We start from the raw sequence: 13,050 nt of genomic DNA, 5'->3' as shown, positions 1-13,050 counted from the left end.
GCTTACAAAAATTAAAAAGTGGAGAACTCCACTTTGAGAGATTACTCTCCCAAAGTGATGTTCAATCCTAATCCTCTTAATTCATGTAACAATACGTTAAACGACTCCGGAATTCCTGGAGTTGGCATAGCCTCGCCTTTAACAATTGCTTCGTAAGCTTTTGCTCTTCCCATTACATCATCAGATTTAATGGTCAAAATTTCCTGTAAGATATTTGCTGCTCCAAATGCTTCAAGAGCCCAAACCTCCATTTCACCAAAACGCTGGCCTCCAAACTGGGCTTTACCACCCAATGGTTGCTGTGTAATCAATGAATATGGTCCGATGGATCTTGCGTGCATTTTATCGTCAACCATGTGACCTAACTTCAACATATAAATAATACCTACAGTTGCTGGTTGGTGGAAACGTTCCCCTGTACCTCCATCGTGAAGATAAGTTCTACCGTTTCTAGGAATTCCAGCCTGATCTGTATACTCATTGATTTGGTCTAAAGTAGCACCGTCAAAAATTGGAGTTGAAAATTTCAAACCTAATTTTTCACCTGCCCATCCTAAAACAGTTTCGTATATCTGACCTAAGTTCATACGTGAAGGTACACCAAGCGGGTTCAATACAATATCTACTGGAGTACCATCCTCTAGGAATGGCATATCTTCTGCCCTTACGATTTTGGCTACGATACCTTTGTTACCATGTCGTCCAGCCATTTTATCTCCTACTTTCAACTTCCGTTTCTTTGCAAGATATACTTTCGCTAATTTCACGATACCAGTAGGTAACTCGTCTCCAATTGTAATGGCATACTTTTTACGCTTATACAATCCTTGAATCTCAGTTGCTTTTAAGTTATGATTATGAAGCAATCTCTTAATCAAAACATTTAACTCATCTTGAGTAGTCCAATTATTTGGATCTATGTGACCAAAATCATCGATTCCTGCCAAAATCTTTTGAGTAAATTTCGTTCCCTTAGCAATTTTCTCCTCCTTATAAAAGTCAAAAACTCCTTGTGACGTTTTACCATTTACAATTGAGTAAAGTTTTTCAATCAATCTGTCCTTAAGAGCCATTAACTCTTTTTCCATTTCGATATCTAACTTTTCTAGAACTACTTTCTCTTCAGATCTTGCCTTACGATCTTTAATTGCTCTTTCAAACAATTTTTTATCGATAACAACACCCTTAACCGAAGGAGATACTTTCAATGACGCATCTTTTACATCACCGGCTTTATCTCCAAAAATAGCTCTTAATAACTTCTCTTCAGGGGTTGGATCGGTTTCTCCTTTCGGTGTAATCTTACCAATTAGGATATCTCCTTCCTTAACTTCAGCTCCAACTCTGATCAAACCATTTTCGTCCAAATCTTTCGTTGCTTCCTCACTTACGTTTGGAATATCAGCAGTCAACTCCTCTAATCCCCTCTTAGTATCTCTTACTTCTAAAACGAATTCTTCAATATGAACTGAAGTAAATACATCTTCACGTACTACTTTCTCAGAAATCACAATCGCATCCTCAAAGTTATAACCCTTCCATGGCATAAATGCCACTTTCAAGTTTCTACCTAAAGCTAGTTCTCCACCCTCAGTAGCATATCCTTCACATAATACTTGACCCTTTTTAACTTTCTCTCCCTTTCTTACGATTGGTCTTAAGCTGATGGTCGTACTCTGATTCGTTTTTTGATATTTGATTAAACTATAAGTTTTTATATCTTCATTAAAGCTAACCAGCTTATCTTCTTCAGTTCTGTCATATTTGATAGAGATAGTACGCGCATCGACATACTCAACAGTCCCATCACCTTCTGCATTAATTAATACCCTAGAGTCAATAGCAATACGCTCTTCTAAACCGGTTCCAACAATAGGTGCTTGTGGTTGCATCAAAGGTACTGCTTGACGTTGCATGTTAGACCCCATCAAAGCTCTGTTTGCATCATCATGCTCCAAAAACGGAATCAAAGATGCTGCGATAGAAGCAATCTGGTTAGGAGATACGTCCATTAGTGATAATTCACTTGGCTCAACTACTGGGAAGTCACCCTCTAAACGAGATTTAACTCGCTCTGTCAAGAACGAACCCTTTTCGTCAATTTGAGCATTAGCTTGAGCAATAGTTTGAGCATCTTCTTCCTCTGCACTCAAGTAAATCACATTGTCCGGATCCAAATCTACTTTACTGTTCTCTACCTTTCGGTAAGGAGTCTCAATAAATCCTAATCTGTTAACTTTTGCATAAACACACAAAGAAGAAATCAAACCAATGTTTGGACCTTCAGGTGTTTCAATCGGACACAATCTTCCGTAATGCGTGTAGTGTACATCTCGAACCTCAAATCCTGCTCTTTCTCTTGAAAGACCACCAGGTCCAAGTGCAGACATTCTTCTCTTATGAGTAATCTCAGCTAGTGGATTCGTTTGATCCATAAATTGAGATAATTGATTCGTTCCAAAGAAAGAATTAATTACAGAAGATAGAGTCTTTGCATTAATCAAATCGGCAGGAGTAAATACTTCGTTATCTCTAACGTTCATTCGCTCTCTGATTGTTCTTGCCATTCTTGCAAGACCAACACCAAACTGGCTGTACAATTGCTCACCAACTGTTCTTACACGTCTGTTGCTTAAGTGATCAATATCATCCACATCAGCCTTAGAATTGATCAACTCAATTAAGTACTTAATGATGGAAATAATATCCTCTCTCGTTAATATTTTTACTTCGGAATCAATATTCAAGTTCAACTTCTTATTGATTCTGTAACGACCAACTTCACCTAAATCATAACGATTTTCAGAGAAAAACAACTTATCAATTACCCCTCTTGCTGTTTCTTCATCTGGCGGCTCAGAGTTACGAAGTTGTCTGTAGATATGCTCTACTGCTTCTTTTTCTGAGTTAGATGGATCTTTTTGTAATGTATTGTAGATGATCGCAAAATCTGTAGAATTTACATCCTCTTTGTGTAAGATGATAGTCTTTGCACCAGAATCAACGATAGCATCGATGTGTTCTTTGTCCAATACCGTTTCACGATCAATAATTACTTCATTTCTTTCGATAGAAACAACCTCTCCTGTATCCTCATCCACAAAATCTTCTACCCAAGTTTTTAAAACTCTTGCGGCTAATTTTCTACCTAATACTTTTTTCAATCCGGCTTTACTAACTTTAATTTCGTCAGCTAGGTTGAAAATATCTAAAATGTCTTTGTCAAACTCGTAACCAATAGCTCTTAACAATGTGGTTACAGGTAATTTCTTTTTTCTATCAATATATGCGTACATCACGTTGTTGATGTCAGTCGCAAATTCGATCCAAGAACCTTTGAACGGAATTACTCTAGCAGAGTATAATTTAGTCCCATTCGCATGGCGACTTTGACCGAAGAAAACACCAGGTGAACGATGCAATTGAGAAACAATAACACGTTCAGCACCATTGATACAAAAAGTACCCTTTGGTGTCATATAGGGGATAGTTCCCAAGTATACATCCTGAACAATTGTTTCAAAATCTTCGTGTTCAGGATCTGTACAATATAATTTAAGCTTGGCTTTTAAAGGCACACTATAAGTCAATCCTCTTTCGATACACTCTTCAATAGTGTAACGGGGTGGATCAACAAAATAATCAAGGAATTCTAATACGAATTGATTTCTTGCATCCGTTATAGGGAAATTCTCACTGAATACCTTAAATAGACCCTCTTCCTCTCTATTCTCAGGATTAGTTTCCAATTGAAAGAAATCTTTAAAAGATTTCAATTGGATATCTAAGAAATCAGGATATTCTAATTTATTTTTGATGGAAGCAAAACTTATCCTTCCTTGCTTTTTATTAGAGACTGCTGGATTCATCATTTTGGAGAAATGATTAGTTAATAATAGATATAAACGACAAAAGGGTTTAGACCCAACTATACAGCTGGGTCTAAACCTTAAATATTATATTGTTGAACTAATATTACTTAAGCTCAACTTCTGCTCCTGCCTCTTCTAATGAAGTTTTTAATGACTCAGCTTCGTCTTTAGATACACCTTCTTTAACAGCTTTTGGTGCTCCATCAACTAATTCTTTAGCTTCTTTCAAACCTAAACCAGTTAATTCCTTAACCAATTTAACTACTGCTAACTTAGATCCACCTGCTGCTTTCAAGATTACATCAAACTCTGATTTCTCCTCTGCTGCATCACCTGCGTCTCCGCCTGCTGGACCTGCTACTGCAACTGCTGCTGCAGCTGGCTCAATTCCGTACTCATCTTTAAGAATACCTGCTAACTCATTTACGTCTTTTACTGTTAAGTTTACCAACTCTTCAGCAAGTGCTTTTAAATCCGCCATTTTACTACTTTTTATTATTTTAAATTTTTATTATTTGGATTGAGTGCGTACAATACTATTCAGGTCTATCACCTAATGTTTTTACAAGTCCTGCGATAGTAGCTCCACCTGACTGAAGTGCAGATAAAACATTCTTCGCTGGAGATTGAAGTAAAGCAATAACATCTGCAATAACTTCTTCCTTAGACTTGATATTAATCAATGCATCTAATTGATTGTCTCCAATGTAAATTGCAGAGTCAATAAAAGCACCTTTCAATGCTGGTTTAGTACCTTTCTTTCTAAAATCTTTGATCAATTTTGCAGGAACATTTCCAGTTTCTGCGAACATAATCGAAGTATTTCCTTTTAACACAGCATATAGCTCTTCGTATTCTCCATCAGCTTGCTCTAATGCCTTCCTAAGAAGGGTATTTTTCACAACTTGAAGAGATACTTGTTTGTTAAAACATAATCTTCTAAGCTTTGATGAACTTATTGCATCCAATTCAGCAACATCGGCTAAATAAAATACACTCGCTTGATTCAGTTTATCTGAAAGCTCATTAACTATGTTATTTTTTTCTTCTTTAGTCATCGCCTTTCGGTTGAATTATTTGTATTAATCTTCTATAAATCTTTTTGGATCCACATGTATTCCAGGACTCATAGTACTAGAAATAGCGACTCCTTTTAGATATACCCCTTTAGAAGCAGCAGGCTTCAACTTCACTACAGTCTGAATAAATTCTCTTGCATTCTCAGCTAATTGCTTTTCATCAAAAGAAATACGACCAATAGTAGTGTGGATAATACCATACTTATCTACTTTAAAGTCAATTTTTCCTGCTTTTACCTCAGTTACTGCTTTAGCAACATCCATTGTTACTGTACCTGACTTAGGGTTTGGCATCAAACCTCTAGGTCCTAATACACGACCCAAAGCACCTACTTTACCCATAACGCTTGGCATAGTAATAATAACATCAATATCAGTCCATCCACCTTTGATTTTTTCAATATACTCGTCTAAACCAACGTAGTCAGCACCAGCAGCCTTAGCTTCCTCTTCCTTATCAGCAGAAACTAGTGCCAAAACTTTTACCGTTTTTCCAATACCATGAGGTAAAGATACTGTTCCTCTAACCATCTGATTAGCTTTTCTAGGATCAACTCCTAAACGCAAATCGATATCTACTGAAGAATCAAATTTTGTAAAAGTAATTTCTTTAACTAGCTGAGAAGCTTCCTTCAAAGAATACATTTTATTCTTATCTAACTTAGCTTCAACTGCTTTTCTATTTTTTGTTAATGTTGCCATTTTTAAAACTTTTCTTTTCTTAACTTAATTAGAAAGGTTTAGTACCCTTCACTGTTAAACCCATACTTCTTGCAGTACCGGCTACCATCGACATTGCAGATTCAATTTTGAAAGCATTTAAATCTTCCATTTTATCTTCTGCAATTGCTCTTACTTGATCCCAAGTAACAGAAGCAACTTTCTTTCTATTTGGTTCAGGTGACCCTGATTTAACTTTTGCAGCATCCAACAATTGAATCGGAGCTGGTGCAGTTTTGATTACAAAATCAAAAGATTTATCAGCATAAACCGTAATTACAGCAGGAACAATTCTTCCAGCTTTATCCTGAGTTCGAGCATTAAACTGCTTACAAAACTCCATAATATTAACTCCTTTAGCTCCTAATGCAGGACCTACGGGTGGAGATGGATTTGCTGCCCCTCCTTTAATCTGTAGCTTAATTAAACCACTTACTTCTTTTGCCATCTTAGTCTTCTTTATTGTATACTATTAAGATTCTTTTTCTACTTGAAGAAAGCTTAGTTCTAATGGTTGCTTCCTTCCGAATATTTTCACCATTACTTTCAGCTTTTTCTTCTCTTCATTAATTTCTTCAATTGTTCCATTGAAGCCATTAAAAGGTCCATCAATAACTTTGATAGATTCTCCAACAATAAATGGAATATTCAACTCTTCTTCGCTTTCTGCAAGCTCATCAACTTTTCCTAATATTCTATTTACTTCAGCCATTCTTAAAGGAACAGGATCTCCTCCCTTTTCAGCTCCTAAAAAACCAATAACATTGTTTACATTTTTAATAACGTGAGGAACCTCACCCACTAAATCTGCTTCGATTAAGATATATCCAGGAAAGAAACTCCTTTCCTTACTTATCTTTTTTCCTTTACGTATCTGGTATATTTTCTCAGTCGGAATAAGTACTTGGGTTACATAATCTGACAATCCTAACCTTGAGATCTCGTCTTCTATGTACAACTTAACCTTCTTTTCTTTACCACTTACGGCTCTTACAACGTACCACTTTTTAGTAGTCTCACTCATCTTCTATCCCTCCAATAAATTAAAACATCTGATAAATGAACTCCATCATCGTACTGAAAGTAGAGTCCATTGCAAAAATCAAAAGTGAAATAATTACAGCTGCAACCATCACCACAAGAGCACTACTCTGAAGTTCACTCCAAGTTGGCCATGAAACTTTATTAAAAAGCTCATCCGCAGACTCTTCGATATATGTTCTAATTTTTGACATTTCTTTTATTTTTGCACGGGTGGAGAGACTCGAACTCCCAGCCAATGGTTTTGGAGACCACTACTCTACCAATTGAGCTACACCCGTAGGTCTATTATTATAAAGTCAAGAAAGGTATCACGCTTTTGCGAGACACCTTTCTTGATATAAATCTAATTCAGTGATTAAACTAAAATCTCAGTAACCTGACCTGCACCAACAGTTCTACCACCTTCTCTAATTGCAAATCTTAAACCTTTATTCAAAGCTACAGGAGCAATTAATTTTACAGTAATAGTAACGTTATCACCAGGCATTACCATTTCTCTACCATCTTCTAAAAAGATCTCTCCAGTTACATCAGTTGTTCTAACATAAAACTGAGGACGGTACTTATTATGGAATGGAGTGTGACGTCCACCTTCTTCTTTCTTCAAGATATAAACCTCTGCTTTAAACTCAGTGTGAGGAGTAATAGTACCCGGACGAGCAATTACCATACCTCTCTTGATATCAGACTTTTCAATACCTCTCAATAACAAACCTACGTTATCACCTGCTTCACCTCTGTCAAGAATTTTTCTAAACATCTCAACACCTGTAACAGTTGATTTTTTGTTTTCAGCACCCATACCGATAATTACAACCTCATCACCTGAGTTAATAACTCCAGTTTCGATTCTACCTGTCGCTACAGTACCTCTACCAGTAATTGAGAACACATCTTCAACTGGCAAAATAAATGGCTTATCAACTTCACGTGGAGGAATTGGAATAAATGAATCAACTGCATCCATTAACTCCATAATTTTATCTTCCCACTGAGCTTCTCCATTAAGACCTCCTAATGCAGAACCAATAATGATTGGAGTGTTATCACCATCAAACTCGTAAAAGCTTAATAAGTCTCTAACTTCCATCTCAACTAATTCTAACAATTCAGGATCATCAACCATATCCGCTTTGTTCATAAAAACAACGATAGATGGTACTCCAACCTGACGTGCAAGAAGAATGTGCTCTCTAGTTTGTGGCATTGGACCATCAGTAGCAGCAACTACCAAAATAGCACCATCCATCTGAGCAGCACCAGTTACCATGTTCTTAACGTAATCCGCGTGACCAGGACAATCTACGTGAGCGTAGTGTCTGTTTGCAGTTTGATATTCTACGTGTGAAGAGTTAATTGTAATACCTCTTTCTTTTTCTTCAGGAGCGTTGTCGATAGATGCAAAATCTCTAGCGGCAGAAAAACCCTTCTTTGCCAATACTGCAGTAATTGCAGCAGTCAAAGTGGTTTTACCGTGGTCAACGTGACCAATAGTACCGATGTTTACGTGCGGCTTGGATCTATCAAATGTTTCTTTAGCCATGACTTATTGCTTGTTTAGATTATTAACTTTTATTTATTACTTACTTAAAAAACTTCCCAAACTCGAGCCAATGAGGGGAATTGAACCCCTGACCTCTTCCTTACCAAGGAAACGCTCTACCCCTGAGCTACATCGGCTAAAGAATTAAAAGAGCGGGAAACGGGATTCGAACCCGCGACCCTCAGCTTGGAAGGCTGATGCTCTAGCCAGCTGAGCTACTCCCGCTTTTAATCGTTTTTTTGTGGGGGGAGCAGGATTCGAACCTGCGAAGGTGTACACCAACAGATTTACAGTCTGTCCTCGTTGGCCGCTTGAGTATCCCCCCAACACTTAATCTTCAATATTCAAAAAACGAGAGCCAGTGGAGGGATTCGAACCCACGACCCGCTGATTACAAATCAGCTGCTCTGGCCAACTGAGCTACACCGGCTTTTCAAAATTTCAATCCTTTAATCGAGGCGTTTCTAACATCCCCTTCAAAAAGGTCTGCAAATGTAAAAAAGATTTATTTATTGAAAAAACATTTTTCCATTTTTTTTAAACAAAAAAAATAGTGCAATTAAAATTGCACTATTTTTCAATGATTTTGGTCAGTAATTTCTACCCTCTAACCTTCTCCTTATGACGTTTTATTTGCCTTCTTAATGCTTCAGTCACTTCATCTGTAGACTCTTCAAAAGATTTTGAAGTCTTTTTCGCAAATAAGTCATTCCCTGGTATATTCACACGAATTTCTACAGTTTTATTCTCAAGATTTGATACATTTTCTAACTTTAAATAGACATCTGCATCAATAATCTTGTCAAAGTACTGACTTAGCTTGTTAATTTTCTCCTGAATAAAGTCTATTAATTTCTGATCTGCATCAAAATGCACTGATCTTACATTCAATTTTACATCCATACTATTAAATTTTATGCTCTAGGATGAGCTTGTTGATATATCATTTTTAATTTTTCAATTGAATTGTGGGTGTATACTTGCGTTGCAGCTAAGCTAGTATGCCCCAACAACTCTTTTATGGTATTCAATTCAGCACCATTATTTAAAAGGTGTGTAGCAAAAGTATGTCGAAGAACGTGAGGACTTCTCTTTTCGCTATTACTAGCTTGACTAAGGTAGGTATTAACGATTCTATATACAAGTCTAGAGTATATTTTAGTTCCTTTTTTTGTTAAAAATACAAAATCAGCATTACTGACCAGTTCTTGATTGAGCATCTGAAGAGCAGATAGTCGTTGAAGTAACTCCGTATAAAGTGGCACAAATCGCTCTTTATTCCTTTTACCTAGCACTTTCATAACACCCTTACTATAATCTATATCTCTAAACTTCAGATTTATCAATTCCGACAACCGAATACCTGTAGCATAAAACAACTCTAAGATTATCCGATCTCTTGAACATTCGTAGGAATCCTCTACAAAATAAGATTCGAATAATTGAAACATTTCCTTTTCTGAAACAAACTGAGGCAATTTCCTATGATTCTTAAGACTTCTTATTTTATAAGTAGGATTGGCGTTTACTATTTTTTTTTGAAGCAAAAACTTAAAGTATGACTTTAGAGTAGTCATCTTCCTATTGATAGTACGTGAAGAAATTCCAGAGTCTACCATAAAAACCATCCACGAACGAATATGGTCTGAAAAAATCTCCTCTTCTTCTAATTTTATAGAATACTGCTCTTCTAAGAATTCTGAAAATTGAACAAGGTCATTCTGATACGCTAATATGGTATTCTCGGAGCAGCGTTTTTCGTTTCGGAGGAAATCAATAAATTTTTTGAGCATAAAAAAAGAGATACAATTTTCTGCACTAAGTTAAGACTTAGCCACAGAAAATTATATCTCTTCAGATATATTATTAAAGATGCTTATTACTAAGCTTCTTCTTGCTGCAAATGCTGCTTATAGATAGCTTTCAATTTTTGCTGTCTATTTATTACAGAAGGCTTGTCAAATTGCTGACGCTCTCTTAATTCTTTAACAACGCCAGTTTTGTCGAATTTCTTCTTGAACTTCTTAAGCGCTCTTTCAATGTTTTCTCCTTCTTTTACGGGAACTATAATCATCGTAAATCCTTTTTTAAATTTAATTGGGCGACAAAAGTAGCTATTTTTTAATATAAAAACAACTACTTTAAAATTTCTCTTGAAATAACTAATTTTTGAATCTCTGAGGTTCCTTCACCTATTGTACAAAGTTTAGAATCTCTATAGTATTTTTCTACCGGGAATTCTTTTGTGTAGCCATACCCTCCAAAAATCTGAATTGCATCAGTTGAAATTTTAACTGCTATTTCTGAAGAATAATATTTAGCGATTGCTGATTCTTTTGTCATTTTTTCACCACGATTCTTCAAATCTGCGGAATGGTAAATCATTAATTCGGCAGCTTCAATTTCAGTTGCCATATCAGCAATTTTGAATGCAATCGCCTGAAATTCTGAAATGGGCTTCCCGAACTGCTCTCTCTCCTTCGCATATTTAACTGATGCCTCATAAGCTCCTTTAGCAATTCCTAAACCTAATGCAGCTATTGAAATACGACCTCCATCTAAAATTTTCATTGCTTGAATAAAACCATCACCCACATTACCTAATATGGCTGACTTAGGAACCCGACAGTTATCAAAAATAACTTCAGCAGTTTCAGAAGCTCTCATTCCTAATTTATCTTCCTTCTTTCCTGCTTTTAAACCAGGATTAGAACGTTCTACGATAAAAGTTGTCATTCCATGTGAATCTAAGAGTTCCCCGGTTCTGGCTATTACAACTACAACATCGGAACTTTTACCATGGGTTATCCAACACTTTGTTCCATTTATAATGTAGTCATCTCCGTCTTCAACTGCGGTACATTTCATTCGCATAGCATCGGAACCTGTATTGGGTTCAGTCAATGCCCACCCTCCAATATATTCAGCCGTCGCTAATTTGGGCAAATAATTTTTCTTTTGCTCTTCGTTTCCAAATGTTAAAATATGACCTGTGCACAAGGAGTTGTGAGCTGCGACAGACAAACCGATAGAACCACACACTTTTGCAATCTCAGAAATCACTGTTACGTATTCGTCGTATGTAAATCCAGAGCCCCCATATTCAGTAGGCACTAAAACTCCCATCAGTCCTAATTTACCAAGTTCTTTAAAAATATGAATCGGGAACTCTTGGCTCTCATCCCACTTCATCACATCAGGACGAATGTTTGCATCAGCAAAGTCACGAATCATATCCGCAATCATTTTCTGATTTTCATTGTAATTAAAATCCATTATATACTTTTTAATAATTGACTAAACTGATTATATTATTAGAAAATGGTGCAATCTTTTGCTCTCCATCTAAAAATGTTAGATTCACTAAAAATGAAAATCCTACAACATTAGCTCCTTGGGACTTTACTAGCTGTGCTGCAGCCATTGCAGTACCTCCTGTCGCTAACAAATCATCATGAACTATTACGTTCATACCTTTAGATAAGGCATCTTCATGCATTTCAATCTCTGCTGAACCATATTCTAAATCATATTTGTAAGAAATGGTTTTATATGGCAATTTCCCTTTTTTTCTAACAGGAATAAATGGAATATCCATCGCTTGAGCGATTAGTAACCCCCAGAAAAAACCACGACTTTCTATACCTATAATTGCATCGGGCTTCAAAACTTCACTTTTACTTACAAAAGCCTTTGTAATTTCTGAAGTTAGTTCAGGATTCTCCAAAATTGGGGTAATATCTTTAAAAACTATCCCTTGTTTTGGAAAGTCGATCACATCACGAATTGTTCCTTTAATTTTATCTTCTAACATGCTTATAAAGTTAAATAAGGTGCAATTTTACGATATATATTAGTGTCTATCAACTGAAGTTTATTTAAGTCCTGAATGTTCCTAAACTTACCATGATTGTCTCTGTAATTGATCAAAGACCTGGTTAAGTTCCAATCAAAATAAGGGTGAAGTTTTAACTCTTCCTTGGTTATGGTATTAACATTTATCTTTCGAAATGGTTTTGGATTTGTAATCTTTAAGAAAGGTTGTAATGCTAAATACCGCTCTTCATCCATTCCATATATTTCCATCAATTGTTCCAATTGTACATAACCTCCAAGTTTCTCACGATAAGCTACGATCGATTTGGCATAATATCCACCAATTCCTTTTACTTTTCTTAACGCCGCAGAATCAGCACTATTAATATCCGCTATATAAGGCTCATTAATTTGGGGAGAAGTAGACTTCACTTTTGTGGACTGTTCGAATTTAATTTTATCCTTCGCCGGAAAATTTTCAGGCAACATAATAAACGGCTCTAATGATTTATATTTTTCATCAGAAATTACGTACATTTTCTTGAAGTCACTTTTGATTTTAAATTGCCCACCCTTATTTAAATATTTTAAAATTGAATTTGATTGATTTTCAGTCAAACCAATTGAAGCTCCAATTTCTAATGAAAAGTGGTTAGGATCAAACGGAGCGAATGAAATGGTATCGTCCACCATATCTATTAATTGATTGTCTTTATCAATTCTCTTAAAATCCTGATATACTGTAGATGAGGTAGGTTTCGTAGCCTGTACCGAGTCAAACAAATGTTTAACTCTCTCAAATTCCGACTTTAACTTTTCTGAATTCGGATTGGCCTTCCAGTTTATCCAATCCATAGTATAGATAAGCCCACAAATGAATAAAATGAGCAGCAAGAAAACGAAAACACCTTCTTTTTCTAATTTTGTAAATGTTAAAAAGTCTCGAACTTGTTTTCTCATAGAGGCATTTTACACC

The 13,050-nt window shown here is 36.0% G+C and carries 14 protein-coding genes and 5 tRNA genes; all 19 read right to left on the bottom strand.

The annotated features are described in order from the left end of the window. Nucleotides 1-41 precede the first annotated feature (41 nt). The gene (rpoB, locus tag GQN54_RS10825) at nucleotides 42-3,872 is read right to left on the bottom strand and encodes a DNA-directed RNA polymerase subunit beta (protein WP_235933055.1); all 3,831 of its coding nucleotides are present in this window, start codon (nucleotides 3,870-3,872) and stop codon (nucleotides 42-44) included. Between the two features lie 103 nt (nucleotides 3,873-3,975). Continuing rightward, nucleotides 3,976-4,353 carry a 50S ribosomal protein L7/L12 gene (gene rplL / locus GQN54_RS10820; protein ID WP_160633564.1) on the bottom strand — a complete coding sequence of 126 codons (378 nt, stop codon included), beginning with the start codon at nucleotides 4,351-4,353 and terminating at the stop codon, nucleotides 3,976-3,978. Nucleotides 4,354-4,408: 55 nt separating this feature from the next. Continuing rightward, entirely contained in the window at nucleotides 4,409-4,930 is a 522-nt protein-coding gene (rplJ, locus tag GQN54_RS10815; RefSeq protein ID WP_160633563.1) for a 50S ribosomal protein L10, read from the bottom strand. Nucleotides 4,931-4,954: 24 nt separating this feature from the next. Then, nucleotides 4,955-5,653 carry a 50S ribosomal protein L1 gene (rplA, locus tag GQN54_RS10810; protein WP_160633562.1) on the bottom strand — a complete coding sequence of 233 codons (699 nt, stop codon included), beginning with the start codon at nucleotides 5,651-5,653 and terminating at the stop codon, nucleotides 4,955-4,957. 28 nt (nucleotides 5,654-5,681) lie between these two features. Next, nucleotides 5,682-6,119 (bottom strand): 50S ribosomal protein L11, encoded by a 438-nt coding sequence (rplK, locus tag GQN54_RS10805; RefSeq protein ID WP_160633561.1) that lies wholly within the window; start codon nucleotides 6,117-6,119, stop codon nucleotides 5,682-5,684. Nucleotides 6,120-6,143: 24 nt separating this feature from the next. Beyond that, nucleotides 6,144-6,695 carry a transcription termination/antitermination protein NusG gene (gene nusG / locus GQN54_RS10800; protein ID WP_160633560.1) on the bottom strand — a complete coding sequence of 184 codons (552 nt, stop codon included), beginning with the start codon at nucleotides 6,693-6,695 and terminating at the stop codon, nucleotides 6,144-6,146. A 19-nt stretch (nucleotides 6,696-6,714) separates the two neighbouring features. Further along, nucleotides 6,715-6,906 (bottom strand): preprotein translocase subunit SecE, encoded by a 192-nt coding sequence (gene secE, locus GQN54_RS10795; RefSeq protein ID WP_160633559.1) that lies wholly within the window; start codon nucleotides 6,904-6,906, stop codon nucleotides 6,715-6,717. 14 nt (nucleotides 6,907-6,920) lie between these two features. Next, nucleotides 6,921-6,993 (bottom strand) — tRNA-Trp (locus tag GQN54_RS10790). A gap of 77 nt (nucleotides 6,994-7,070) precedes the next feature. Further along, on the bottom strand, nucleotides 7,071-8,258 hold the full coding sequence (tuf, locus tag GQN54_RS10785) for an elongation factor Tu (protein ID WP_160633558.1): 1,188 nt from the start codon (nucleotides 8,256-8,258) through the stop codon (nucleotides 7,071-7,073). Nucleotides 8,259-8,323: 65 nt separating this feature from the next. Continuing rightward, nucleotides 8,324-8,395: transfer RNA gene (locus GQN54_RS10780), tRNA-Thr, on the bottom strand. Nucleotides 8,396-8,409: 14 nt separating this feature from the next. Further along, nucleotides 8,410-8,483: transfer RNA gene (locus GQN54_RS10775), tRNA-Gly, on the bottom strand. A 17-nt stretch (nucleotides 8,484-8,500) separates the two neighbouring features. Further along, a tRNA-Tyr gene (locus GQN54_RS10770) sits at nucleotides 8,501-8,583 on the bottom strand. 31 nt (nucleotides 8,584-8,614) lie between these two features. Then, a tRNA-Thr gene (locus GQN54_RS10765) sits at nucleotides 8,615-8,688 on the bottom strand. Between the two features lie 170 nt (nucleotides 8,689-8,858). After that, nucleotides 8,859-9,161, bottom strand: a complete 303-nt coding sequence (gene hpf / locus GQN54_RS10760; RefSeq protein ID WP_160633557.1) for a ribosome hibernation-promoting factor, HPF/YfiA family — start codon at nucleotides 9,159-9,161, stop codon at nucleotides 8,859-8,861. An 11-nt stretch (nucleotides 9,162-9,172) separates the two neighbouring features. Then, complete coding sequence (locus GQN54_RS10755) at nucleotides 9,173-10,051, bottom strand: tyrosine-type recombinase/integrase (RefSeq protein WP_160633556.1); 879 nt, start codon at nucleotides 10,049-10,051, stop codon at nucleotides 9,173-9,175. Nucleotides 10,052-10,140: 89 nt separating this feature from the next. Next, on the bottom strand, nucleotides 10,141-10,332 hold the full coding sequence (rpsU, locus tag GQN54_RS10750) for a 30S ribosomal protein S21 (protein WP_160633555.1): 192 nt from the start codon (nucleotides 10,330-10,332) through the stop codon (nucleotides 10,141-10,143). A 62-nt stretch (nucleotides 10,333-10,394) separates the two neighbouring features. Then, complete coding sequence (locus tag GQN54_RS10745; RefSeq protein WP_160633554.1) at nucleotides 10,395-11,534, bottom strand: acyl-CoA dehydrogenase family protein; 1,140 nt, start codon at nucleotides 11,532-11,534, stop codon at nucleotides 10,395-10,397. 10 nt (nucleotides 11,535-11,544) lie between these two features. Then, nucleotides 11,545-12,072 carry an adenine phosphoribosyltransferase gene (locus GQN54_RS10740; protein ID WP_160633553.1) on the bottom strand — a complete coding sequence of 176 codons (528 nt, stop codon included), beginning with the start codon at nucleotides 12,070-12,072 and terminating at the stop codon, nucleotides 11,545-11,547. Between the two features lie 2 nt (nucleotides 12,073-12,074). Further along, nucleotides 12,075-13,034: a helix-hairpin-helix domain-containing protein gene (locus GQN54_RS10735; protein ID WP_160633552.1), complete on the bottom strand. Its 960-nt coding sequence runs from the start codon at nucleotides 13,032-13,034 to the stop codon at nucleotides 12,075-12,077. Nucleotides 13,035-13,050: the final 16 nt, after the last annotated feature.

The organism is Acidiluteibacter ferrifornacis, from assembly GCF_009909615.1.
In the GTDB taxonomy this organism is placed as follows: Bacteria; Bacteroidota; Bacteroidia; order Flavobacteriales_E; family Vicingaceae; genus Acidiluteibacter; species Acidiluteibacter ferrifornacis.
Note: the sequence above shows the minus strand (reverse complement) of the source record. Positions and strands in the feature narration are given on the sequence as shown.

Coding starts and splice junctions, on each gene's coding strand:
- GQN54_RS10745 (WP_160633554.1), bottom strand. CDS start 11,534: ATGGATTTTAATTACAATGAAAATCAGAAAATGATTGCGGATATGATT.
- rplK (WP_160633561.1), bottom strand. CDS start 6,119: ATGGCAAAAGAAGTAAGTGGTTTAATTAAGCTACAGATTAAAGGAGGG.
- tuf (WP_160633558.1), bottom strand. CDS start 8,258: ATGGCTAAAGAAACATTTGATAGATCCAAGCCGCACGTAAACATCGGT.
- rpsU (WP_160633555.1), bottom strand. CDS start 10,332: ATGATTATAGTTCCCGTAAAAGAAGGAGAAAACATTGAAAGAGCGCTT.
- GQN54_RS10735 (WP_160633552.1), bottom strand. CDS start 13,034: ATGAGAAAACAAGTTCGAGACTTTTTAACATTTACAAAATTAGAAAAA.
- rplJ (WP_160633563.1), bottom strand. CDS start 4,930: ATGACTAAAGAAGAAAAAAATAACATAGTTAATGAGCTTTCAGATAAA.
- hpf (WP_160633557.1), bottom strand. CDS start 9,161: ATGGATGTAAAATTGAATGTAAGATCAGTGCATTTTGATGCAGATCAG.
- nusG (WP_160633560.1), bottom strand. CDS start 6,695: ATGAGTGAGACTACTAAAAAGTGGTACGTTGTAAGAGCCGTAAGTGGT.
- rplL (WP_160633564.1), bottom strand. CDS start 4,353: ATGGCGGATTTAAAAGCACTTGCTGAAGAGTTGGTAAACTTAACAGTA.
- secE (WP_160633559.1), bottom strand. CDS start 6,906: ATGTCAAAAATTAGAACATATATCGAAGAGTCTGCGGATGAGCTTTTT.
- GQN54_RS10740 (WP_160633553.1), bottom strand. CDS start 12,072: ATGTTAGAAGATAAAATTAAAGGAACAATTCGTGATGTGATCGACTTT.
- GQN54_RS10755 (WP_160633556.1), bottom strand. CDS start 10,051: ATGCTCAAAAAATTTATTGATTTCCTCCGAAACGAAAAACGCTGCTCC.
- rplA (WP_160633562.1), bottom strand. CDS start 5,653: ATGGCAACATTAACAAAAAATAGAAAAGCAGTTGAAGCTAAGTTAGAT.
- rpoB (WP_235933055.1), bottom strand. CDS start 3,872: ATGATGAATCCAGCAGTCTCTAATAAAAAGCAAGGAAGGATAAGTTTT.